This is a genomic window from Bordetella genomosp. 10, assembly GCF_002261225.1.
GTDB lineage: Bacteria > Pseudomonadota > Gammaproteobacteria > Burkholderiales > Burkholderiaceae_B > Bordetella_C.
The window spans coordinates 341,057-363,542 of record NZ_NEVM01000002.1 but is presented as its reverse complement, the minus strand read 5'-3'; the positions used below and the strand labels follow the sequence as shown (position 1 = coordinate 363,542).

The window sequence follows — 22,486 nt, the reverse complement described above, 5'->3', positions numbered from 1 at the left end:
CCCCCAACGGGCGTCGGGGCTTGCCCGGGACGGTCCGAGACCATCCGGGACAGTCCGGGACGGTCCGGAACGATGCGGAATCGTCCGGTGCGCGGCGGCCCTCCGCTTTATTCCGCCTCGATCACCGCTTGCAGGAACTGCCTGGCCCGCGGATGCCGGGGCTCGCTGAAGAATTGCGCCGACGGCGCGTCCTCCACCACGCGGCCGCCGTCGAAGAACAGCGTGCGGTCCGAGGACTGCTCGGCGAATTTCATCTGGTGGGTGACGATGAGCATGGTCATGGTCCGCTGCGCCGACAGTTCGCGCATGATCTGCAGGATGCCGCCGACCAGCTCCGGATCCAGCGCCGAGGTCACCTCGTCGAACAGCATGATCTCCGGACGCATCACCAGCGCGCGGGCGATGCCGACGCGCTGCTTCTGGCCGCCCGACAACTGCGCGGGATAGGCGTCCAGCTTGTCGCCCAACCCCACCTTGTCCAGGTATTCGCAGCCCAGCGCCTGCGCCTCGGCGCGCGGCAGGCCCTGCACGTACATGGGCGCCTCGATGACGTTGCCCAGCGCGGTCAGGTGCGGGAACAGGTTGAATTGCTGGAACACCATGCCTATCTTGCCGCGCACCTCGCGCAGGTGCGCGGAATCGGCCTTGGCCGGCCGTCCCTGCGCATCGGTCCACATCGGCACGCCGTCGATGGCGATATCGCCCTCGCTCGGCCGGTCCAGCGTCATCAACAGGCGCAGCAGCGTGGACTTGCCGGAGCCCGAGGGGCCGACGACGGCGACGGTCTGCCCGGCGGGAACGTCCAGGTCGATGCCGCGGATGATGTGCAGGTCGCCATGGCGTTTGTGGACGTTGGTCAGGCGTATGCTGGCGCTCATGCTTGGGCTCCCGGAACGGAGGACGACGGCGCGGCGGCCCGATTGCCGCGCGCCGCCAGGCGGCGCTCCAGCCACGCCACCGCGCGCGCGGCGAGCAGGCTTAGCGCCAGGAAGATCACGCCGACCAGGGTCAGCGGTTCGGTATAGCGGAAGGTCGCCGCGCCCGTCATCTTGCTTTGCTGCAGCAGTTCGATCACGGTGATGGCCGACAGCATCGGCGTGTCCTTGAGCATGGCGATGAGGTAATTGCCGAGGGCCGGCACGATGGGCGGCAAGGCCTGCGGCAGCACGATGCGGGTCAGCGTGCGCCATGCGGACATGTTCAGGGCCAGCGCGGCCTCGCCCTGCCCGCGCGGCACGGACTCCAGCCCCGCCCGGTAGACCTCGGCGCAATACGCGGCGTAGTGCAGCCCCAGCGCCAGCACGCCGGTGGCGAACGGCGAGAGGCTGGCCCCGGTCAGCGGCAAGGCGTAGAACAGGAAATACATCTGCACCAGCAAGGGCGTGCTGCGCACGAATTCGATCAGCAGCGCGGCGGGCAGGGACAGCGCCCGTATCGGCGAACGGCGCCATACCGCCAGCGCCAGGCCCAGCACGATGGCGATCAACATGCCCAGCACGGTCGCCGCCAGCGTGACCAGCAAGGCGCTGCCGAGCTGCGGCAGGATGTCCCAGGCGTAGCGCCAGTCGAAGCGGACGGAAGCGGCGGCGGCGTTCATCAGGCGGCGACCTTTCGTTCGAGCAGGCGCATGGCGCCGGCGATGGCCTGCGCCACGACGAAGTACAGCAGCAGGACGGCCAGGAAGACCGGCGTGGTGCGCAAGGTGTCGCTGCGCACCAGTTGGCCGCTGAAGGTCAGGTCGGTGATGGTGATCAGCGACACCAGCGCGGTGTTCTTCAGCAGTTCTATCAGCAGATTGGTCGCCGGCGGCACCATGGCGGCCAGCGCCTGCGGCAGGACGATGCGCCGCATCGCCAGGCCCGGCGGCATGTTCAGCGCCCGCGCCGCCTCGCGCTGGCCGGCCGGCACGGCGGCGATGGCGCCGCGCACGACTTCGGCGCCATAGGCGCCGGTATTGGCCGCCAGCACGGCGATGCCGACCACCATCGCGGGCAGTTCGAGGCCGAACAATGGCAGGACGAAATAGAACCAGAAAAGCTGGACCAGCGCCGAGGTGCCGCGAAACACCTGCACGTAGACGGTGGCCGGCCAGCGCAGCCAGGGATGGGACGACAGGCGCCCCAGGCCGGCCAGCAGCGCCAGCGGAATGGCGAGCGCGGCGGCCGCGGCGGTGATCTGCACGGTCACGCCCAGGCCGCGCAATAGCGGCAATATCAATACCTGGAAGTCTTCCATTCCCCTGGCCTCTGTCTGTTCAGTGTTCAGTTGCAGCGGCGCCGCGCCACGGCGCCGGCGATGGCCGGCACGCGGCGCGGGTCGGCGCCGCGTCCGGCCGGGTCTGTCCGCCCGGGTCTACGGGCCCGCGCACAGCCGCGCGGCAGTCATGCCGCGCGGCAATTCCTCGTCGGTGAAACCGAAAGGCGCGACCAGGCGCCGGTGCTCGGGCGTGCCGATGAAGCGCTTCAATTCGGCATTGAAGGCGTCGACCAGCGTCCGGTCTTCCTTGCGGAAGGCATAGGCGCCATAGCCGCGCACCGGCTTGCCGTCGATCACCGGGTCGGTGAAAGGCCGGGCCCTTTCCAGACCGCCGTCCGGCGGCAGCTTGCCCAGCAGGTGATTGACGGTCAGCGCCGTGGCCGCATAGGCGTCGGCCCTGCCGACCTGCACCCCCGCCAGCGCGCTGACGGCATCGGGAAAGATCACCATGCGGTCGGCCGGCACGCCGACGGCCGCCGCGTAATCGCCCTCGATGGCCCCGACGACGATGCCCAGCCTGGCGTCGCGGTCGCGCGCCAGGTCTTCGTAGCTGTGCAGATTGCGCGGGTTGCGCGACGGCACCAGGAAGGCGGCGCCCACGCCGTAGGTGGGATCGGAAAACGCCACCTGCTTGCAGCGGTCCGGCGTCACGTACATGCCGGCGGCGATGATGTCGAAGCGGCCGGCGTTCAGGCCGGGAATCAGCGAACCGAATTCGGTCAGCACGGCATGCACCTCGCGGATGCCCAGACGCCGCAGCACCACGCGGGCGATTTCCACCGATTCGCCGGTGACCTGGTTGCTGCGGCTGTCCATATAGGCGAAAGGCGCCTCGTTGGCGTAGCCGACGCGGATCTCACCCTTGGCGCGGGCCTGGGCCAGCGTATCGAGCGGCGTCGCCGCCGGCCGGCCGCCGTCATCATGGCCCCCGCCGGCGCGCACCGCCGCGTAGCCCAGCACGGCCGCCCCGATGGCGGCCGCGACGGCCAGTCTCAGGCGTTCAGGCAAAACCAGCCCCTCCTTCCGAATTAAGTATCGGTGAAATGATATTGCACAAAACTATTTCAGTACAAATTACTTTGCCGCGAATCAATTATGCGGCGGCCGCGACGGCGCCGCCGCCAGGAAGCGGCGGAAAAGACAGGCATGACGAAAGGGAGGATGCCTCGATTGCGAGGCCAGGCGGAACTTGCTATCTGCTCGATAGTGACGGAGACGCACGGACAGCGCTGGTGGGGGCTCGTTGCCTGCCGGCGGCGAAGCGCCAGCGCACAAAGCAGCGATGCCGCGCTCCCGGGAGCCCGAAGGGGCCGGCGAGCGTCCAAAAAAAGGCCCCCACGCCGCGCGGCTAACGCCCCTTACTGCCCCCCCGAGGGGGCGTTTTTGCCTTGGGACGGCCCGGCGGCAAGAAGCAACGCCCATCGAAGACACCGCGGAGCCGGGTCCCCCGGTCCGCCGGTGTCGCCCCCTTTGAGGGGGCCGCGCGCAGCGCGGTAGGGGGTGGGCCCATCCTTCCGGTCCGCCAACGCCGCCCCCTTGAGGGGGCCCGCGAAGCGGGTACGGGGTGGGCCTCCCTTGAACCGCCGCGCCTGTCCTGGTCCGGCAAGCCGCTTACTTCCAGGTGAAGGGGAAGTTCAGCTTGACGTCGGCGCCGCGGTATTGAGCCGGCCACACCGTGCGGTACTCGGTGCCCTGGAACACGCGGATCAGGCCGGTCCCCTTCTCGTTCTGGCCTTTCGCGTCGAACTTGACGCCCGGCCACGGCATGATGATCTGCTTGGCGGACAGGTCGGTGGCGACGAGCGCCGCGCGCAGGGACTCGGGATCGGTCTTCCCCGCCCGGTTGATGGCGTCGGCCAAGACCAGCGCGCCTTGCAGGCCGCGCGCCGCCGAGTCATTCAAGTGCTTGCCCGTCTTCGCCAGGTAAAGCTGGTCGACCTTGGACAAGATGCTGTTGCCTTGCGCCACGTCCGTGCCCCAGGCGTCGCGCGTCAACAGGCCCTGGACCATCGGCCCCATCTCGGCCACGAAGTGCGAGTCCACGAACCCCGAATCGTTGGCCAGGAAGACGGGCGGCGCATATCCCGTTTCGCGCATCGTCCGGACGAACAAGGTGGCGTCCGACACGTAGCTGGCGAATATCGCGACGTCCGGCTTGGCCGCGGCGAGTTTCTGCACCTCGGACGTGACGGAGGGCGTGCCGGCGGCATAGGCGATGTTGGCGACGATATCGCGGTGATATTTGTCGGCGAATTTCTTGACCGCGCGATAGCTGTTCACGCCGAAGTCCGTGTTCTCGTAGACCACCGCGATCTTTTTCGTCGGCACTTCCTTCACGCCATCGAGAAACTGCATCATGTTCTCGATGAAGGTCTCGTCGGTCGGCGTGGTCCGGAAGAAATACTTGTAGCCGCGTTCGGTGAGATCGGGGCTGCTGGACTCGGCATTGACGTAGGGAATGCCGTGCTGCTCGGCGATCCGGCTCGCGGTCTTGGTGACCGCCGATTGGTAGGCCCCCATCAGCGCGACCACCTTCTCCTGTTCCAGCAGGCGCTGGGCCTCGGCGAGACCGATCTCGGGCTTGCCCTGGCTGTCGGCGAATACGAACTGTATTTTGGCGCCGCCGAGATTGGGCAGACCTTGTCCTTCCGCCAATGGCACGCCGGCCAACTCGGGATGCGGATCGTTGATGATGGATTGCGCCAGTTCGAGGGCGGCCTTGGACTCGGCGCCCGAGGACGCCAGGGCGCCGCTCAGCGGATATATGGCCCCTATCCTGATTACCTGTTCCGCCGCAGCGTTATCGACCGCGCTGAAGGCCCCGACGACAAGAGCCAATGCTGCCAGCTTCCTGAAACTCATCTCTTTTCCCCTTGGGATAATTTCGACGACTGGTGCTACTTCCGAAAATACGCCGACGCGTGTCGACCGCAAGACAGGCGCGGGATACGACAGTAGCATCCACGCCGCCATCATTCTGGTGGCTTTTCACGAAAAATGGGGAGGTTTCCGGGTAATCCCCGAGCCGGCCGGACGATGCGTGGCGAAGCCGGACACCCGGTCGGACAAACCGGGCATCGAGCCATCATCCGCCACGCCGAAGCAGGTCGACGCCCAGGCTTCAATTCGCGGGATAAACGTAGCGCCCGCCGCGCACGCCGCCTATCACCACGGCGTCGGCGCCCAGGCCCTGGTGCTCGGTGGGCGACAGGTTGAGGATGCCGTTGGGAACGGCCAGGCCGCGGGTATCTTCCAGCGCCTTGCGCAGGGCGACACGGAAAGCCTCGTCGCCGGGACGCAGGCCGGCGCGCACGACGGCGGCCACGGCGTGATCGAGCAAGACCCAGGCGCCATAGGCATCGGCGGAGAATTGCGTCACCGTGTCCTTGCCATACCGCTTCTCATAGAGATCGGCGAAAGCCAGCGCCGCGGGCCGCGCCGGATGGTCCGGCGGCAAGGCGCGGGCGAACATCGCCGGCCCGGCCGCGAACAGCGTGCCTTCGACGTCGCTCTCGCCTTCCTTGAGGAAATCCGGCGTGGCGATGCCGTGGGTCTGGTAGACCTGGCCGCCGAAACCGCGTTCGCGCAGGGTGCGTTGCGGCAGCACGGCATCGGCGCCGGTGGCGGCCACCAGCACCGCGGCGGGACGCGCCGCGATGATGCGCTGCGCCTGGCTCACCAGGGCCTGGGAACTGCGCGGATAACGCTCCTGCGCGACGATGCGCAGCTTGCCCGCCGCCGCCTGGGTGAAGGCCTGCCGCCAGCCCTCGCCGTACGCATCGTCGAACCCGAAGAAGGCGACATCGCGATAGCCGCGCCGCACCATGTCGTCCACCATCGCGCGCGCCATGACGCCGTCGTTCTGCGACATCTTGAAGACCCAGGCGCGCGTCGCGTCCATGGGCGTGACCAGGCTGGGCGCGCCCGCCAGGACGATCAAGGGCGTGCGCGTGCGCGCGGCGTCGGGCAGCACCGCCTGCGCCAGCGGCGTGGTCATGAAGCCGACCACGGCGTCGGCGCGCGGCGGCGCGGCGGCCGTGTCGCCGCCGGTCATGCCGGCGGCCAGCGTCTGTTCGGACGCGTCCTTGGCGTCGCCTGCCCGCGCTGCATCCGCGGACCTGTTCGACGCGCCGCCGGCGCCCTCGCCCGCTTCGGTGAAGGCGCGCATGTTGGCGCGCGCGCGGCCGAGGTCGCTGCCGTCGTCGAGCACCACGTAGCGCGCCGGCAGGCCGCCCAGCGTCGCCGGCCACAGGCGCACGGCATTGCGGCTTTGCAGGCCCAACACGCTGGCGTGGCCGGTCAGGGACAAGTCCACGCCCACGATCACCATGGGCGGCGCGGCGGCGGGCGGCTGGTCGCCGGGCGCCGCGCGGGCGGCGCCGGACATGCCGGGGCCCGGCCACAGGCACGCGGCCCAACTCAACGAAACGACCGCGGCGATCCACCACGGCCGTGCGCGGCGGCGCGACGGCAAAGCTGCAGACATGGCAATGCTCCGGATACTGGCGGCAGCGCGAATACCCCGATTTTGCCTCAATCCTTCCGCTTTGCTTCGGCGCGTCCCGCCGACTCGTATGCCAGCGCCGCCGCGGTCAGGTCCTCCAGCGCGCTGCCCACCGCCTTGAAAATGGTGATCTCGTCGTCGCGCCGGCGTCCCGCCACCGTCCCGCGCGCCAGCGCCTGCAAGTCGCCGCGGATGTCGCCGCGGGCCAAGGCGCCGGCTTCGAAAGCCTGCAGCAGGTCGCCGGCCTTGGCCGCCGCTTCGTCCGTATCGACGTAGACCGAGGCGCCGCGGAAGCAGTCCGGATGCGCCTCCACCATATCGGGCTTGAAGCTGCCGATGAGATCCAGGTGCGTGCCGGGCCGCAGCCACGCCGCCTGGATCAGCGGCTCGGTCGACAAGGTGGCGCAACTGACGATGTCCGCCTGCTCGACGGCCTCGCGCGCGTCCGCGACCGCGACGGCGTCCATGCCCGCCTCGCGCAGCCTGGCCGCCAGGGCCTGGGCGCCGGCGGGCCGCACGTTCCAGACGAGCACGCGCTCGATGGGCCGCACGGCGCGCATGGCCTGCGCCACCAGGCCGGCGATGCGGCCCGAACCCACGATGGCCAGCACGCGGGCATCGCGCCGGGCCAGGTAGTCCGCGCCCAGGGCCGCCGCGCCGGCGGTGCGATGCACGGTCACCACGTCGCCGTCGACATGGGCCAGCGGCACGCCCGTCCGCGCGCTGTACAGCGTATAGATGGCATGCAGCCCGGGCAGCCCGCGCGCGCCGTTCTCCGGATAGATATTGATGACCTTGACGCCCAGGTATCCCTGCTCGTTCCAGGCCGGCATGATCAGCATCGTGCCGTGATCGCCGCCGGACGCGACGGCGTGGGTATGCCGCAAGGGCACGGTGGCGCCTTGCTGGAACGCCGTGCGCAAGGCGGGAATGAGTACGTCGAAAGACAGCGCCGAACGGGTCTGTTCGGTATCGATAAGCAACATCTGACTACCTCCTGGTCAGGGGGATTATCCCCAAGGCGCGCCCGCGCGGCTACAGGAGGAATCCCCGGGACCGGGTATATGATGGAAAGTCCGGTTTCGCCTGGCGGAGCCGGGCCCTCCGCGGCTCCGCGCGGGCCGCGCAACCCTTCATAGGAGTAGCAGCATGAAGAAGAAGGCATCCGCAGTCTGGAAAGGCGACCTGAAAACCGGCACCGGCCATATCTCCACCGAGAGCGGCGCCCTGAAGGACGCGCCCTATGGCTTCAAGACCCGCTTCGAGAATGCCCCCGGCACCAACCCGGAAGAGTTGCTGGGCGCGGCGCACGCGGGCTGCTTCTCGATGGCCCTGTCCAATATCCTCGGCGAGGCCGGCCTGAAGGCCGACAGCATCCAGACCGAGGCCGTCGTCACGCTGGACCAGGCCGAAGGCGGCTTCGCCATCACGGCCGTGCACCTGACCGTGGTCGCCAGGATCCCCGGCGCCGACGCCGCGGCCTTCGAGGCCGCCGCCAACAAGGCCAAGGCCGGCTGCCCGGTCTCCAAGGTCCTGAAGGCCAGCATCACCATGGACGCCAAGCTGGCGTAGGCGTCCCGGCCCCCGGGGCGAATGCGCGAGCCGCCGGCGGGACGCGGCGGCGCGAACGCCCCATCGATTCCCCTTCCCCCGGCCGGCGGTCCCGCCGGCATCCGGCTTGCGGACACGGGCTGCCGGCGCGGTACGCCTGTGCTGGCAGGCGGCCGCGCGTCCGGGCACCACGCCGGGATAGGCGGTTAATGGGGTCGCCCTGGCGCTTGATAGTTTTATTTAATCGCCGACTAAATATCTATTTAGTTGACCGATTCCGCCGGAATACTCACAATAGGAATCATTCTCAAATTGGTCTTTCCGGCGCCGTTTGCCGCAGACCGCCCAAGGCGGTCCTCCCCCCGGGGAATACAAACGACCCGGAGACCTCGACCGGCGGCATCCGTGACCAAATTCATCCTGGCCCTCTCTGGTAACAAAGCGGTCTCTGCCCACGGCAGGCAGGTCTCGCTCGGCCTGCGCCGCCTGGTCGGCTCCGGCCTGCTGGTCGCGGTCGGCTATATCGACCCGGGCAACTGGGCCACCGACATCGCCGGCGGCAGCACCTTCGGCTACCACCTCATGATGGTGGTGTTCGTCGCCGCCTTCCTGGCCCTGGGTTTCCAGGTGCTGGTGTCGCGCCTGGCGCTGGCCACCGGCGAAGACCTGGCCACGCTGACCGTCCGCCACCTGCCCCGCCCGCTGGCGCGCCTGGCCTGGCTGGCGGGCGAGGCCGCCATCCTCGCCACCGCCCTGGCCGAGCTCATCGGCGGCGCCATCGCCCTGCGCCTGCTGTTCAACCTGCCGCTGATGGTCGGCGTGGCGGTGACCGCCGCGGGCACCTTCGCGGTACTGGCCGTGGCGCGCGGCAATGCCGACCGGCACGAACGCATCATCGCGGTGCTGCTGGCCATCGTCTCGGTGTCCTTCATTTTCCTGCTGTTCAAGGTGCGGCCCGACTGGACGGCCGTCGCGCAAGGCACGCTGAGCCCCGTGAAGGCCCTGCGCGACCCCGTCGGCTTCCTGATCGCGCTGGGCATCCTGGGCGCCACCCTGATGCCGCACAACCTCTACCTGCACTCCGGCGCGCTGGCGCACCGGGCGCGCGAGCTGCCGCGCGAAGCGCGCGGCCTGGCCATGCGCATCGCGCGCAACGACACGGTGCTGTCGCTGGGCATCGCCACGCTGATCAACGCCGCCATCATCATCGTCGCGGCGGCCTCGCTGTCGGGCGGCCCGATGCCGGTGACCAGCCTGGACGAAGCGCACGCCGTCATCGGCAAGACGCTGGGCGTGGGCGCCGCCGTGGTGTTCGCCGTGGCCTTGTACGCCGCCGGCCAAAGCTCCACGATCACCGGCGTGCTGGCCGGCCGGGTGCTGGCCAACGGCTTTCGCGCCAGCAAGTGGTCCGATCGCAAGCGCGCCCTGTTCACCCGCCTGGTGGCCGGCAGCGCCGCCATCGCCCTGCTGGTCGCCACCGGCGGGCAGGATCCCGACAACCTGCTCGTGCTCAGCCAGGTCGTGCTGAGCCTTGCCCTGCCCTTCGCCCTGGTGCCGCTGGTGTGGCTGGCCATGCGGCGCGACGTCATGGGCGGCTTCACGCTGCGCGGCACGTGGGCGGCGCTGGCCATCCTGGCGACGGTGAGCATCATCGGGCTGGACGGCTATCTGCTGGTGTTGCAGGCGATGTAGGAAAACGGCGCGGGTCCTGCGGGGCCGTGCGCTTCCATGCAACGCTACTTCCATGCAACGCTAAAAAATGCGGCGCCCAAGAGGCGCCGCATTCATGCGTACTCAGATGCCCAGGCGCTCATAGCTTCGCCTTGAACTCCTTGTTCCAGTAGTCCAGGAAGTCGCTCTTGCTGTCGACCAGAGCCTTCAGGTCGAACTTGTGGATGCGCTTGATCTCGTCTTCCGTGAAGCCGACGCGCGCCTGCAGGTCGGGCGGCAGTTGCGCGTTGTGCACCGTCGGCGCGTAGCCCATGGCCTTGGCGAACTGCAACTGGCCGGCGGGCTCCAGCATCGCGTTGAGATACTTCCAGCCGTTCTCCGCGTTGCGGCTGTTGCGCGCCAGGCCGCCTTCGAAGGTGACGGGAATCGCGCCCTCCTTCGGAATCACGAACTCCAGCGGCAGGCCGGCGTCGCGCCACTGGAGCGCGCGCGCCTTCCACATGCAGGCCATCCATATCTCGCCCGACTTGAACGCCGCCGCCACGGCTTCGTTGGACGGATAGACGCGAGGCTGGTTCTTGACCAGTTCGGCGAGGAATTTCTTGCCGGGCTCGAAGCTGCCGGCGCCGCCCCCGGCCGCCAGGCCGACGAAGATGCCGTTGAAGTTGAACAGGATGTCCGAGAAACCCATGCGGCCCTTGTACGCGGGATCGAGCGCGACGTTGCAGCTATCGGGCGGGGTCTTGAACTTCTCCCGGTTGTACACCAGGACCATGGCGCTGAAGATGTGCGGGATCGAATACGGCGTCTTGAATTGATCGTAGACATTGGCGAGATTGGGCACCTCCTTGGCCGACACGTCATGCAGGCAGGCGCTGCGCGCCACGTCGTACATATCCAGGTCGCCCAGCAGCGCCACGTCCATGGAGCCGCGCCGCGAGTTCTTCTCCGCCTTCAGCTTGGTCATGCGCGGCACCGCGTTGCCGGTGTCGAACACCACGTTCAGCCCCAGTTGGGTGGCCGTCGGTCCGATGAACTGCTGGAGGAAGTTCTGGTAGTCGCCGCCCCAGGTGCCGACCACCACGTCGCCGCCGGCGGCATGCGCCACGCGGGGCATCAGGGGCAGCGCGGGGGCCAGCGCCAGTCCCGCCGCCGATTTCAAGAACGTACGCCGATTGCGCTGCCAGGATTGCATGCCCAGACTCCTTCCATGAACGATCGATGCCCATTGTGGAGGGCGCGCGGACGCGCCTGAATAGGAGATAACCCTCAAGCCGGGACGCGCCGGCGCGGCGCGTGCACGGCGACGGCGGCATTCGCCGCCATGGCGTTCAGGGCGTCCGCGTCCAGGTCGCGCGTGATGATGACGAAAAGATTGTCCGCGACGTCGCCCGCGCGCAGCCGGCGCGGCGCGCTGAAGGTCGTGCCGACGCTCTGGATCAGGATGGGATCGTCGCAATCGCTGACCCGCAGCACGGCCTTCACGCGCAGCAGGCGTTCGCCGCAAAACGCCGACAGGTCGTCCAGCCACAGCGCCAGGTCCTCCCACGCCGCGCCCGCCATCAACTCGGCGGTCATCACGTGGATGCGCGGGTGAGCGATACCGGCCACGTCCTCCCGGCCCGGGCCGGCGGACGGCCACACGCCCGTAGCCACACCTGTCACCGCACCCGTTTTTCCGGCCGCCCGCAGCGCGGCCACGGCTTGCGCCACGCCGGCGTCGCGCGCCGGCGCCGTGTCCTCGAAGGCGCGCCGCGCGGCCTGCCCGCGCGCGGTTTCGTCGACGATGTCCGCCAGCGGATTGATGCCGGCGATCGCCGCGCGGTGCCGCGCGATCTCCCGCTCGTCCGCCAGGTCGCGCTTGGTCAGCACGATGCGCTGGGCCGCGGCCAGTTGCGCGCTGGCCTCGTCGAAACGCTCGGCCTGCAACGCGCCCGTGACGCAGTCATAGGTGCTGACCACCGCCACGCGCAGCCTGCGCCGCGCCAGCTCCGGGTCGGCCAGCGCGGCGATGATGGGCCCCGGCCGCGATACGCCGCTGGTCTCCAGGATGACGCGGCGCAAGGGACCGTGCCCCGCCGGACGCGGCGCGTCCAGCAAGGCGGCCACGGTATCGACCAGGCTGCTGCGCATCGCGCAGCAGACGCAGCCGTTGGCCAGCAAGGTCATCGGCACGGCGTCGCTGCCGTCGGCGACGATGGCGCCGTCGACGCCGATCTCGCCCACCTCGTTGACGATGACGCCGGTGTCGGCCGCGCCCGCGTCATTGAGATATTGCAGCAGCAGCGTGGTCTTGCCGCTGCCCAGGAAACCGGACAGGACGATCAGGTCGACCGGCGCGGGCGCGGCGTCCGCGCTCCCGCGTCCCATGTCACCGTCCGGCGCGTCAGCGTGCATGCGGCGGCCCCTCCGGGTCGCCGTCCCAGCTTCCCCGCACCAGCTCGCGCACGTCGGCCAGCAACTGCTCCGTGTCGTACACCATGCCGGCCTTGATGGTGTAGCGCAGCGCGCGGCGCCATTCGACCTTGCCGGTGTCGTCGTTCAGGCGCATCGCGCCGGTGCCGTACAGCAGCTTGAAGTCCTCCAGCGGGTTCTGGTCGTGCACCAGCAGGTCCGCGCGCTTGCCCGGGTCCACCACCCCGGTATCGTCCTCCAGGCCCAGCAAGGCGGCGCTCTGCGAGGTCGCGGCGCGCAGCACCTCCAGGGGATGGAAGCCGGCTTCCTGTAGCAGCTCCAGTTCGCGCACGAAGCCGAAACCGTAGATCTGGAAGATGAAGCCCGAATCGCTGCCGGCGCAGACGCGGCCGCCGAGGTTCTTGTACTCGTTGACGAACTGCATCCACAGGCGGTAGTTCTGCTTCCACTCGATTTCGTTGGTGGTGCTCCAGCGATACCAGTAGGCGCCGTGGCCGCCGCGCTGCGGCTGGAAGTATTTCCAGATCGCCTTCCAGGTGTAGTCGTCGTGCCAGTCGGCACGCCGCGCGCGCATCAGGTCGCGATTGGCGTCGTAGATATTGAAGGTCGGCACGAAGGTGTGGCCCGCCTCCAGGAAGGCGTCCATGACCTCGCGCCACTTGGCGCTGCCGGGTTGCGCGGCCTGCATGAAGGTCTGGCCGGCCAGCGCGAAGCGAAAGTATTCGTCGCCGTAGTTGTAGTCCGTGGGGAAGTTCTGCACCACGCGGTTCTCGAACAAGGCTTCCGGCAGGCCGTAGTAGTGTTCCGAGCTGGTCAGTCCCCAGCGCGCCGACTTCAGCGCGTTGACCCGCGTCACGGCCATCTGCGCGTGATGACAGCCCGAACGCAGGCCCTGGATGCGGGCTTCGTCCAGCGCGGCCTGCATGATGGCCGGCGGCGCGCCGAAGAACTTGATGCCGTCGGCGCCGCGCGCCTTGATCTTGCGCACCCACTCGCGCGCCTGCTCCGGCGTATGGATGGTCTTGACGCGATCGTTCACCGCCGGGAAGTAGGCATGCGCCAGGATGCGCGGCGCCGCGATCTCATGCTTCTCCGAGGCTTCCTTCTGTTGCAGGTTCCACCCCAGGCCGTTGATCGATCCCATCTCGCGTATGGTGGTCACGCCATGCGCCAGCCACAGCTTGTAGATGTAGTCGGCCGGCGGCACGATGCCGCTCATCGAATGGTAGGGCGTGCCGATGTGCGCATGCGCGTCGACGAAACCCGGCGTGACGAACTTGCCGTGGCAATCGATCTCTTGATCGCCCGGGCCCGGCCGCCGCGCCGGATTGATCTCCTTCATCGGCGTGCCCACGTTGACCAGGGCCGCGATGCGGTCGCGCTCGACGACGATGTCCACCGGCCCCCACGGCGGCGCCCCGGTGCCGTCGATGACGGTGGCGCCGCGCAGCACCAGGCGGTCGAAAGGCCCCTCGCCCCGGTCCCGCGAAGTCGCGGCGACGGCGGGATGCCATCCCTTGGCGGCATTGAGTTCCCGCGATTCTTCGCCAACTTCGGCGTTGGCGTACGGCTGGTCGGCAGACATGGCAATTCCTTCGGCGCGATGTGGCGCATGCGGGGCCGCCATGGCGTCCGCGTGGCCGGGGTTCACACGGCAATCAGGGGATCAGGGCAGCGGGATCAGGCATGGAAAGTCTTGCTCCAGAAGGCATTCAGGTCGGCTTCGGCGCGCGCCAGCGCATCCATGTCGCGCTTGACCACCCGCTCGATCTCCGCTGGCGCGAACGCCGCCGCCTGGGTTTCCGGCGGCAGCGCCGCGTCGTCCGTGGCGGGCGCCAGGTACAGGCGGGCGGCGAAGGCCTGCTGCACCTTGGGATCGAGCAAGGCGTCCAGATAGCCGGCGGCGCAGGCGCGGTCGGGCCCGGCGGCGACGGGGGCGGCCTGGTACAGCAGCGGGATCAGTCCTTCGCGCGGCACCGCCGAGTCCAGCGCCAGGCCGTCCTTCTTCCATTGCAGCGCGGTGGCGCGCCAGACCAGGGCGGCGCGCACCTGGCCGCGCCGGAACCCGCGCGCCAGCGCGGCCTCGTCGGCATAGGCGCGGGCGCCCTGTCCCTGCAGGGCGGTCAGCCAGGTCCGGCCCGCGTCCAGGTCCGCGGCGCCCTTGCCCAGCGCCAGCGAACCGGCCACGGCCAGCGTGCCGGCCATGCCGTCGAGCAGGCCGACGTGGTCCTTGGCCGCGGACGCCGCGGAGCCGCCGTCCTTCACGCCGGCGTCCCGGGACGCGGCGTCCTGCGTGGCGGGCTCCACCAGCGCGGCCAGGCTGTCCGGCGGCGTCTTGAACCTGCTCTTGTCGTAGACCAGCACCAGGCCGGTCCAGGCATGGACCAGGGCGGACGACGACTTGAAGGGCGCCAGCAAATGCGCGCCGCGCGGCACCGCCTGCGCGTCGACGGACGCCAGGCCGCCTTCGGCCTGGATCGCGTGAAGATCGCGGTCGCGCAGCACCACCAGGTCCAGCGTGGGCCGCCGCGCGCCGATTTCGGCGCGGATGCGCGTGCCTTGCGCCAGCGCGCTGGCCGTCTGGTAGGCGGGCACCAGCCCGGCCGGCGCCAGCAAGGGATCGAGCACTTCGTGCAGCAAGGCCTGGCGCGGCCCCGCCGGCATTCCCACCACGACCCCGGCGCCGCATTGCGCCGCCGCGCGCGCCAGGCGGGGCAGCCCCAGCAGGGCCGGCGCCAGCGCGGCGGCGGTGGTCAGGAAGGAACGGCGAGCACGCGAAGCGGCCATATCATGAACTCCAATACCGGGTGGGGGCCATCATTGTCATCCCATGTCCGTCCGCTTGTCACGCCGCGCGCCGTTACCGTTTCCCTCAGCCTATGGTCATCAGGTTGGCGTTGCCGCCGGCGGCGGCGGTGTTCACGCTGATGGAGCGCTCGGCCACCAGCCGGTCCGGCACGTACTGCTCGCCCTGCCCCAGCGCCTCGGTGGTCAGGCCCTGCACCGGCACGATGGCGCCGTCGCGCGCGGCGACGCGGCGCTGGAACACCAGCAAGGCGTCGCCGTCCCCTTCGAACAGGGCCGCCTGAAAATCGGCCTGCTCCAGCTCGGCGTCGGCCACCAGGGCCACGCTGTCGCGCTGCGCGGCGTCCAGGCCCTGCTGCACGCCGCGCGCGGCGGCGTTGTCGACGAACAGCACGCGGTTGCCGCAGGCGCGCGCCGCCGCGAGCTGCGCCCGCGCGCCGGCCTCGGTGGCCGCCGCGCACAGCACGGCGCCGCGCGGCTCCAGCCGGTAGGTATTGGACTCGCCGGTCGGGCCCGGCAGGGTCAGCGACAGCGGCAGCTTGCCGCCGCCGGCCAGCGGCGGCAGCCCAAGGGGGCGCACGGACAGCAGGCGGTACATGTACAGGGGACCGCCCGCCTTGGGGCCGGTGCCGGACAGGCCCTCGCCGCCGAAGGGCTGGACGCCCACCACCGCGCCGACGATATTGCGGTTGACGTACATATTGCCCGCATGGATGCGGCCGGTGACGTGGGCGATGGTTTCGTCGATGCGCGTATGCACGCCGAAGGTCAGGCCGTAGCCGCTGCCGTTGATGTCGTCCAGCAGCGCGTCGAGCCGGTCGCGCTGGTAGCGCAGCACGTGCAGCACGGGGCCGAAGACCTCGCGCTTGAGCTCGCGCACGCTGCCGATCTCGATCAAGGTGGGCGGCACGAAGGTGCCGTGGCGCGCCTCCGCCAGCAGCGCGGCCTGCGCCACCGGCTTGCCGGCCGCGCGCATGGCGTCGATGTGGCGCTGGATGCCGTCGCGCGCCTCGGCGTCGATGACCGGCCCGACGTCGACGGACAGATGATCGGGATTACCCACGCGCAACTCGTCCATCGCGCCGCGCAGCATGTGCAGCACGTGGTCCGCGCTGTCCTCCTGCAGGCACAGCACGCGCAGCGCCGAGCAACGCTGGCCGGCCGAATCGAAGGCCGAGGTCAGCACGTCGAACACCACCTGTTCGGCCAGGGCCGAGGAATCGACGATCATGGCGTTCTGGCCGCCGGTCTCGGCGATCAGGGGAATCGGGTGGCCCGCGTCGTCCAGGCGCTCGGCCAGGTTGCGCGCGATCAGCCGCGCCACTTCGGTCGAACCGGTGAACATCACCCCCTTGACGGCGGGGTCCGCCACCAGCGCGGCGCCCACGGTCTCGCCGCGGCCGGGCAGCAGTTGCACGGCGTCGGCCGGCACGCCGGCCGCGCGCAGCATGGCCACGGCCTGCGCCGCGATCAGCGGCGTCTGCTCGGCCGGCTTGGCGAGCACCGTGTTGCCCGCCGCCAGCGCCGCGGCCACCTGGCCGGTGAAGATCGCCAGCGGGAAATTCCAGGGGCTGATGCACAGCACCGGTCCCAGCGGACGATGCGTATGGTTGTCGAACTCGCGTTCGGCCTGGTCGGCGTAGTAGCGCAGGAAGTCGACCGCCTCGCGCACCTCGGCGATGGCGTTGGGCAGCGATTTGCCGGCCTCGCGCACGATCAGGCCCAGCAGCGTCTGCATCTGCTCCTCGAACAACTGCGCGGCGCGGCGCAGGCATTGCGCGCGCTCCGGCACCGGCGTCGACTGCCAGATCGGCGCGCCCGCCACGGCATGGCGCAGCGCGTCCTCGACCTCGGCCTGCGAGGCCTCGACCACCTGCCCCACCTCGTCGCGCAGGTCGGCGGGGTTGCGCACCGGCCGCGCGCGCTCGTCGTCCCACGCCAGGCGCTCGCCCACGGTGGGCGCGGCGCGCCACGGCATGGCCGTGCTGGCCAGCAGGGCCGCGGAGAGCGAGGCCAGGCGATGTTCGTTGCTCAGGTCCAGGCCCTGGGAATTCAGGCGCGCGCCGCTGGCGGCGGCGCCGTACAGCTCGCGCGGCAAGGGGATCTTCTCGTGCGGCGCGCCCGGCGGAGCAATGGCCTGCGCCGCCTCGACCGGGTCCTCCACCAGCTCGTCGATGGACACGCTGTCGTCGCCGATGCGGTTGACGAAGGACGTATTGGCGCCGTTCTCCAGCAGGCGCCGCACCAGGTAGGCCAGCAGCGTCTCGTGCGTGCCGACCGGCGCGTAGATGCGGCAGGGGCGGTTCAGCTTGCCCTGCGCCGCCGGCCCGACCACCTCGTCGTACAGGGACTCGCCCATGCCGTGCAGGCACTGGAATTCATACTGGCCCGGGTAGTAGTTCTGGCCCGCCATCTGGTAGATGGCCGCCAGCGTGTAGGCGTTGTGGGTGGCGAACTGCGGGAACACCGCCTCCGGCGCGCCCAGCAGCTTGCGCGCGCAGGCCAGGTAGGACACGTCGGTGTAGACCTTGCGGGTATAGACCGGATAGCCTTCCAGCCCGTCGACCTGGGCACGCTTGATTTCGCTGTCCCAGTAGGCGCCCTTGACCAGGCGGATCATCAGGCGATGGCGGCTGCGGCGCGCCAGGTCGATGACGTAGTCGATCACGAAAGGCGCCCGCTTCTGGTAGGCCTGGATGACGAAGCCGATGCCGTTCCAGCCCTCCAGCTCCGCGTCGAAGCACAGCGCTTCCAGGAGGTCCAGCGAGATCTCCAGCCGGTCGGCCTCCTCGGCGTCTATGTTCAGGCCGATGTCGTAGCTGCGCGCCAGGCGGGTCAACTGCAGCACGCGCGGCAGCAGTTCGTTCATGACGCGGTCGCGCTGCGCGCGCGAATAGCGCGGATGCAGCGCCGACAGCTTGATCGAGATGCCCGGGCCCTGGTAGATGCCGCGGCCCGCCGAGGCCTTGCCGATGGCTTGGATAGCCTGCTCGTACGACGCGTAGTAGCGGTCGGCGTCGGCCGAGGTGGTGGCCGCCTCGCCCAGCATGTCGTAGGAATAGCCGTAGCCCCTGGCCTCCATCTTGCGGTTGTTGGCCAGCGCTTCGGAAATGCTCTGGCCCGAGACGAACTGCTCGCCCATCATGCGCATGGCCATGTTCACGCTCTTGCGGATCAGCGGTTCGCCGCCCTTGCCGATCAGGCGCGTCAGCGCGCGCGACAGCGACTGCTCGCTATTGACCGCCACCAGCTTGCCGGTGAGCATCAGCCCCCAGGTCGCGGCGTTGACGAACAGGGAGGGCGAGCCGCCCATGTGCGACTTCCAGTCGCCGTGCGAGATCTTGTCGCGGATCAGGGCGTCGCGCGTGGCGCGGTCCGGGATGCGCAGCAGCGCTTCGGCCAGGCACATCAGCGCCACGCCTTCCTGGCTGGACAGCGAGAACTCCTGGATCAGGGCCTCGACGCCGCCGCCCTTGCGCTTGCCGCGCAGCGCCTTGACCAGGCCGGCGGCCATGGCGTGGACCTTCTCGGGATGCGCCACCCGCGCCTGGCCCAGCAGCAGGGCCACGCACTCGGGCTCCGGCCGCCGGTAGGCGGCCGTGATGGCGGCGCGCAGCACGGACTGCGGCTGCACGTCCTGGCCGAATTCGAAGAACGGCGGCACCCGCGTCTGCGGGGCCGGATCGGGGTCTTCCATGCCCGCCAGGGCCCCATCGCCGCAATGCGAAATCTCGGCCGGCAACTGGCCGCGCTCGATGCGGTCCAGGTACGACACGATGGCCTGCTTGTGCAGCCAGTGCGGCGTGCAATTGAGTTTCGCCGCGGCATTCTTCAAGCGGTCGCGCAATGCGTCGTCGACCTTGACGCCTAGAGTGGTGGTAGCCATGCTGCTCGGTACGGGGTCCGGTTGGATCGGTTAGGTTGGATCGATTACGTTGGATCGATTAAGTGGGATCGGTCAATCGAGATGGTCGTGGTATATCTTGCCGCCCTTCATGACCAGGGGGATGCGCTCGCCCTGGCCCAGCAGGCAGGAAATGTCCTTGTAGGGATCGCCGTCGACCACCAGGACGTCGGCATGCGCGCCGGCCGCCAGCCGGCCCAGCTTGTCCTGCATGTTCAGCACCTCGGCGCCGACCAGCGTGGCGCTGCGGATGACGTCGCGGTTGCCCAGGACGCCGGCGCGAATGCGGAATTCGTCGCTTTGCAGGCGCTGCGACGGGCCCAGCAGATCGGTGCCGAAGCCCATCTTCACGCCGGCGCGCTTGAACAGCGACAGCGAATCGAGCCCGGCCTCGCGCACCGACGCGATTTTCACCACGCTTGCCTCCGGCAGGCCGTACTGGGCGCCTTCGTTGGCCAGCGCCTCGTAGGTCACCAGCGTGGGCACCGCATAGGCGCCCTTCTCCGCCATCAGCCGCGCCACGCGCTCGTCGACCAGGTTGCCGTGCTCGATGGTGCGCACGCCCATCCCGACGGCGCGCTCGATGGCCTCCGCGGTATAGGAGTGCGCCATCACGTAGGTCTGGCGGGCGCGCGCCTCGTGCACGATGGCGCGGATCTCGTCGTCCGAATAGCCCCATGCGGCGATGGGATCGGTGGGCGAGGCCACGCCGCCCGACGCCATGATCTTGATCTGGTCCGCGCCCATCTGCAGTTCCTGCCGCACGGCCTTGCGCACCTCGTCCACGCCGTCGGCCACGCGCCCGATGTCGCCGGCGCGGAAACAGCAGCCGCAGAAGCTCATGGGACGCAGGTGATCCGAACGCGGCCGCGGATCGCCGTGGCCGCCGGTCTGGCTGATGGCATGGCCCGAGATGAACAGGCGCGGGCCCACGACCGTGTCTTCCTCGACCGCGCACTTCAGCCCCCAGCCGGCGCCGCCCGCGTCGCGCACGGTGGTGAAGCCGCGCCGCAGCATGGCCGCCATGATGGGCACCGCCCGCATCATCACCAGCGCATCGGGCAGCACGCCCTGCGCGCTCAGGTTCAGTTGCGTGGCCATGACGTGGCCGTGCAGGTCGATGAAGCCGGGCATGACGGTCTTGCCGCGGACGTCGATCACCCGGGCCGACGCCGCCTGCAAGGGACGGTCGGAGACCTCCTTGACCAGGCCGTCCTCGACCAGGACGTCATGGCCTTCCAGCAGCTCATCCACGGTGGGGTCCAGCAGATTTCCATTCTTGAACAGGACGGCGGTCATCGATGTGCTCCGGACAGGTTCAGGGTGAAGGCGGAAATATCGCAAGCGCGCGTCATGACGCCATCGTCTTCACGTAGCGGCGATGGATCAGCCAGTTCGACAGCAGCGCCATCAGCAAGGTGGCGCACACCAGCACCAGGGCCAGCGCCGAACCGAAGGGCCAGTTCGAGCCGCGCGTGATCTGGTCGTACAAGGCCGGCGCCATCATGGTGATGCCGCTGCCGCCCAGCAGCACCGGCGTCGCATACGCATTCATGCAAAGGATGAAGACCAGCACCGTGCCGGCGGCCACGCCCGGCGCGGCGATGGGCAGCACCACCCGGCGCAGCGTCGTGAAGAAATCCGCGCCCAGGTTCCGCGCCGCTTCCTCGACGGAAAAATCGATGCCCTCCAGGACGCTCTGCAAGGTCAGAATGAAGTACGGCAGGACCACGGCCGTGGTGCCGATGACCACAGCCAGTGGCGTGTAGAGCAGCTTGACGGGCTCGGCCGCCAGGCCCAGCCCCACCAGCACCGCATTGACGGCGCCGGCGTTGCCCAGGATGATCATCCACCCCGCCGCGCGCACCACGTTGCCGACCAGCAGCGGGAACACCAGCAGGATGATCAGCAGGCTCTTGTGCCGGCTCTGCGTCTTGGCCAGGAAATAGGCCACGGGGAAACCCAGCGCCAGCGCCAGCACGGTGCACAGGGCCGCCACCCATAGCGTCGTCAGGAACACGTCGCGGTAATACGGATCGCCGAAGAACTTCACGTAGTTTTCCAGGGTGAAGCCGGCCTGCGCCGTCTGCGCGGGATCGAAGTGCTCGAAACTGTAGCGGAACAGCATGAGGATGGGGACCAGCACGATGACCAGCACCACCAGCGAGGCGGGAAAGGCCATGCTGGCGCCGCGTCCGCGCGCCGCGCCGGCGGCAACGGGGGCCGCGGGACGTGAGAGCGTGGGGGATTCCGCGTGGGCCGATGTCTGCATGGGGTCGTCCCTCGTCACGCGCCGAACGCCACGCAATCGGCGGGATGGAAGCAGGCGTACACCGGCGCGCCCTGCGCCAACGCGGGCGCGGCCGCGCTTCCATGGCCAGTGGCGGCATCGGCGGCCCCGGCATGGGCGGACCCCGCATTGGCGCAGCGGCAGCTCAGCAGGTCGCCGCCGTCCAGCCGCACGCGCACGTCGATGTGCGCGCCCAGGTAGGACACCGCGTCCACCTTGCCGGCCAGGGCATTGGGCCCGTCGGCGCCGGCGCGCAGGACGACCCGCTCGGGCCGCACGCCGACGCGCGTGCTGTCCGGCGCGGCGTCGCCGACCGCCAGGCGCAGGCCGCGCGCCGTCGCGAAGACGCCGCTGTCCATGCGGCCGTCGAAGAAATTCATCTTGCCCAGGAAATCGGCGACGAAGAGATTGGCCGGCTTCTCGTACAGCGTTTCCGGCGTGCCGACCTGCTGCACGCGGCCGTCGTGCATGATGGCCATGCGATCGGCGATGGACAGGGCCTCCTCCTGGTCGTGCGTCACGAAAATCGTGGTCAGCCCCAGGCGCCGCTGCAAGGCGCGGATCTCGTCGCGCACCTCCAGCCGCAGCTTGGCGTCCAGGTTGGACAGCGGTTCGTCGAGCAGGAAGACCTTGGGCTGGATGACCAGCGCCCGCGCGATGGCCACCCGCTGCTGCTGGCCGCCGGACAACTGGCGCGGATAGCGGTCGCGCAATTCCCCCATGCGCACCATGTCCAGCGCGTCGGCGATGCGGCGCTGGCGCTCGGCCGCCGCCACCTTGCGCATTTCCAGTCCGAAGGCGACGTTCTCGGCCACCGTCATGTGGGGGAACAAGGCATAGCGCTGGAACACCATGCCGGTGTCGCGGCGATGCGCCGGCAGCGCCGTCACGTCGCTGTCGCCGATGCGTATGCTGCCCGCGGTGGGCGCGATGAAGCCGGCGATCATGCGCAGCGTGGTGGTCTTGCCGCAGCCGCTGGGGCCGAGGAAGGCGACCAGTTCGCCGTCGGCGATGTCCAGCGAGAAATCGGCCACGGCCAGCGCGCCGCCGTACTGCTTACGGAGTCCTTCGAGAGCGACATGGGCCATCT

General features: G+C 69.5%; 17 protein-coding genes. 2 read left to right on the top strand and 15 right to left on the bottom strand.

From position 1 onward, the window contains the following. Positions 1 to 107 precede the first annotated feature (107 nt). The 7 genes from CAL29_RS11050 to CAL29_RS11020 all read right to left on the bottom strand — a co-directional run bounded on the left by CAL29_RS11050 (position 108) and on the right by CAL29_RS11020 (position 7,746). Positions 108 to 878 carry an amino acid ABC transporter ATP-binding protein gene (locus tag CAL29_RS11050; protein ID WP_094853090.1) on the bottom strand — a complete coding sequence of 257 codons (771 nt, stop codon included), beginning with the start codon at positions 876 to 878 and terminating at the stop codon, positions 108 to 110. Continuing rightward, positions 875 to 1,597: an ectoine/hydroxyectoine ABC transporter permease subunit EhuD gene (gene ehuD, locus CAL29_RS11045; protein WP_094853089.1), complete on the bottom strand. Its 723-nt coding sequence runs from the start codon at positions 1,595 to 1,597 to the stop codon at positions 875 to 877. Before ehuD ends, CAL29_RS11050 begins: the two co-directional genes overlap by 4 nt. Next, the gene (ehuC, locus tag CAL29_RS11040) at positions 1,597 to 2,235 is read right to left on the bottom strand and encodes an ectoine/hydroxyectoine ABC transporter permease subunit EhuC (protein WP_094853088.1); all 639 of its coding nucleotides are present in this window, start codon (positions 2,233 to 2,235) and stop codon (positions 1,597 to 1,599) included. The genes ehuD and ehuC overlap by 1 nt, the downstream gene beginning before the upstream one ends. 117 nt (positions 2,236 to 2,352) lie before the next feature. After that, positions 2,353 to 3,264, bottom strand: a complete 912-nt coding sequence (gene ehuB / locus CAL29_RS11035) for an ectoine/hydroxyectoine ABC transporter substrate-binding protein EhuB (protein WP_179283980.1) — start codon at positions 3,262 to 3,264, stop codon at positions 2,353 to 2,355. A 603-nt stretch (positions 3,265 to 3,867) separates the two neighbouring features. Then, positions 3,868 to 5,118: an ABC transporter substrate-binding protein gene (locus CAL29_RS11030; protein ID WP_094853087.1), complete on the bottom strand. Its 1,251-nt coding sequence runs from the start codon at positions 5,116 to 5,118 to the stop codon at positions 3,868 to 3,870. Positions 5,119 to 5,377: 259 nt separating this feature from the next. Continuing rightward, the gene (locus CAL29_RS11025) at positions 5,378 to 6,643 is read right to left on the bottom strand and encodes an ABC transporter substrate-binding protein (RefSeq protein WP_256977497.1); all 1,266 of its coding nucleotides are present in this window, start codon (positions 6,641 to 6,643) and stop codon (positions 5,378 to 5,380) included. A 146-nt stretch (positions 6,644 to 6,789) separates the two neighbouring features. Further along, complete coding sequence (locus CAL29_RS11020) at positions 6,790 to 7,746, bottom strand: ornithine cyclodeaminase family protein (RefSeq protein WP_094853085.1); 957 nt, start codon at positions 7,744 to 7,746, stop codon at positions 6,790 to 6,792. Positions 7,747 to 7,909: 163 nt separating this feature from the next. Between CAL29_RS11020 and CAL29_RS11015 the strand changes: the two genes are divergently transcribed. Next, a complete protein-coding gene (locus CAL29_RS11015) occupies positions 7,910 to 8,332 on the top strand; it encodes an OsmC family protein (RefSeq protein WP_094853084.1) in 423 nt (140 codons plus the stop codon). Between the two features lie 384 nt (positions 8,333 to 8,716). Then, the gene (locus CAL29_RS11010) at positions 8,717 to 10,003 is read left to right on the top strand and encodes an Nramp family divalent metal transporter (protein ID WP_094853083.1); all 1,287 of its coding nucleotides are present in this window, start codon (positions 8,717 to 8,719) and stop codon (positions 10,001 to 10,003) included. 118 nt (positions 10,004 to 10,121) lie between these two features. Here the strand turns inward: CAL29_RS11010 and CAL29_RS11005 are convergent, their stop codons facing one another. The 8 genes from CAL29_RS11005 to CAL29_RS10970 form a co-directional block, all read right to left on the bottom strand. Further along, on the bottom strand, positions 10,122 to 11,177 hold the full coding sequence (locus CAL29_RS11005) for an extracellular solute-binding protein (RefSeq protein ID WP_094853082.1): 1,056 nt from the start codon (positions 11,175 to 11,177) through the stop codon (positions 10,122 to 10,124). 74 nt (positions 11,178 to 11,251) lie between these two features. Further along, positions 11,252 to 12,379, bottom strand: coding sequence for a CobW family GTP-binding protein (locus CAL29_RS11000; protein WP_256977373.1), 1,128 nt, complete (start codon positions 12,377 to 12,379; stop codon positions 11,252 to 11,254). Further along, a complete protein-coding gene (locus CAL29_RS10995) occupies positions 12,369 to 13,982 on the bottom strand; it encodes an amidohydrolase family protein (RefSeq protein WP_094853081.1) in 1,614 nt (537 codons plus the stop codon). The genes CAL29_RS11000 and CAL29_RS10995 overlap by 11 nt, the downstream gene beginning before the upstream one ends. A gap of 95 nt (positions 13,983 to 14,077) precedes the next feature. Continuing rightward, the gene (locus CAL29_RS10990; RefSeq protein ID WP_094853080.1) at positions 14,078 to 15,184 is read right to left on the bottom strand and encodes an extracellular solute-binding protein; all 1,107 of its coding nucleotides are present in this window, start codon (positions 15,182 to 15,184) and stop codon (positions 14,078 to 14,080) included. A gap of 85 nt (positions 15,185 to 15,269) precedes the next feature. Continuing rightward, positions 15,270 to 19,088: a trifunctional transcriptional regulator/proline dehydrogenase/L-glutamate gamma-semialdehyde dehydrogenase gene (gene putA, locus CAL29_RS10985; RefSeq protein ID WP_094853079.1), complete on the bottom strand. Its 3,819-nt coding sequence runs from the start codon at positions 19,086 to 19,088 to the stop codon at positions 15,270 to 15,272. Positions 19,089 to 19,160: 72 nt separating this feature from the next. Beyond that, on the bottom strand, positions 19,161 to 20,405 hold the full coding sequence (locus tag CAL29_RS10980; protein ID WP_094853078.1) for a metal-dependent hydrolase family protein: 1,245 nt from the start codon (positions 20,403 to 20,405) through the stop codon (positions 19,161 to 19,163). 52 nt (positions 20,406 to 20,457) lie between these two features. Next, complete coding sequence (locus tag CAL29_RS10975) at positions 20,458 to 21,378, bottom strand: ABC transporter permease (protein ID WP_256977372.1); 921 nt, start codon at positions 21,376 to 21,378, stop codon at positions 20,458 to 20,460. Positions 21,379 to 21,392: 14 nt separating this feature from the next. Beyond that, the gene (locus tag CAL29_RS10970; RefSeq protein ID WP_094853077.1) at positions 21,393 to 22,484 is read right to left on the bottom strand and encodes an ABC transporter ATP-binding protein; all 1,092 of its coding nucleotides are present in this window, start codon (positions 22,482 to 22,484) and stop codon (positions 21,393 to 21,395) included. Positions 22,485 to 22,486: the final 2 nt, after the last annotated feature.

Excerpts from the sequence above, each read along its gene's own strand:
- ehuD (WP_094853089.1), bottom strand. The coding sequence starts at position 1,597 with ATGAACGCCGCCGCCGCTTCCGTCCGCTTCGACTGGCGCTACGCCTGG.
- ehuC (WP_094853088.1), bottom strand. The coding sequence starts at position 2,235 with ATGGAAGACTTCCAGGTATTGATATTGCCGCTATTGCGCGGCCTGGGC.
- CAL29_RS10990 (WP_094853080.1), bottom strand. The coding sequence starts at position 15,184 with ATGGCCGCTTCGCGTGCTCGCCGTTCCTTCCTGACCACCGCCGCCGCG.
- CAL29_RS10995 (WP_094853081.1), bottom strand. The coding sequence starts at position 13,982 with ATGTCTGCCGACCAGCCGTACGCCAACGCCGAAGTTGGCGAAGAATCG.
- CAL29_RS10975 (WP_256977372.1), bottom strand. The coding sequence starts at position 21,378 with ATGCAGACATCGGCCCACGCGGAATCCCCCACGCTCTCACGTCCCGCG.
- CAL29_RS11020 (WP_094853085.1), bottom strand. The coding sequence starts at position 7,746 with ATGTTGCTTATCGATACCGAACAGACCCGTTCGGCGCTGTCTTTCGAC.
- CAL29_RS10980 (WP_094853078.1), bottom strand. The coding sequence starts at position 20,405 with ATGACCGCCGTCCTGTTCAAGAATGGAAATCTGCTGGACCCCACCGTG.
- CAL29_RS11015 (WP_094853084.1), top strand. The coding sequence starts at position 7,910 with ATGAAGAAGAAGGCATCCGCAGTCTGGAAAGGCGACCTGAAAACCGGC.
- putA (WP_094853079.1), bottom strand. The coding sequence starts at position 19,088 with ATGGCTACCACCACTCTAGGCGTCAAGGTCGACGACGCATTGCGCGAC.
- CAL29_RS11050 (WP_094853090.1), bottom strand. The coding sequence starts at position 878 with ATGAGCGCCAGCATACGCCTGACCAACGTCCACAAACGCCATGGCGAC.
- CAL29_RS11030 (WP_094853087.1), bottom strand. The coding sequence starts at position 5,118 with ATGAGTTTCAGGAAGCTGGCAGCATTGGCTCTTGTCGTCGGGGCCTTC.
- CAL29_RS11025 (WP_256977497.1), bottom strand. The coding sequence starts at position 6,643 with ATGTCCGGCGCCGCCCGCGCGGCGCCCGGCGACCAGCCGCCCGCCGCC.
- CAL29_RS11000 (WP_256977373.1), bottom strand. The coding sequence starts at position 12,379 with ATGCACGCTGACGCGCCGGACGGTGACATGGGACGCGGGAGCGCGGAC.
- CAL29_RS11005 (WP_094853082.1), bottom strand. The coding sequence starts at position 11,177 with ATGCAATCCTGGCAGCGCAATCGGCGTACGTTCTTGAAATCGGCGGCG.
- CAL29_RS10970 (WP_094853077.1), bottom strand. The coding sequence starts at position 22,484 with ATGGCCCATGTCGCTCTCGAAGGACTCCGTAAGCAGTACGGCGGCGCG.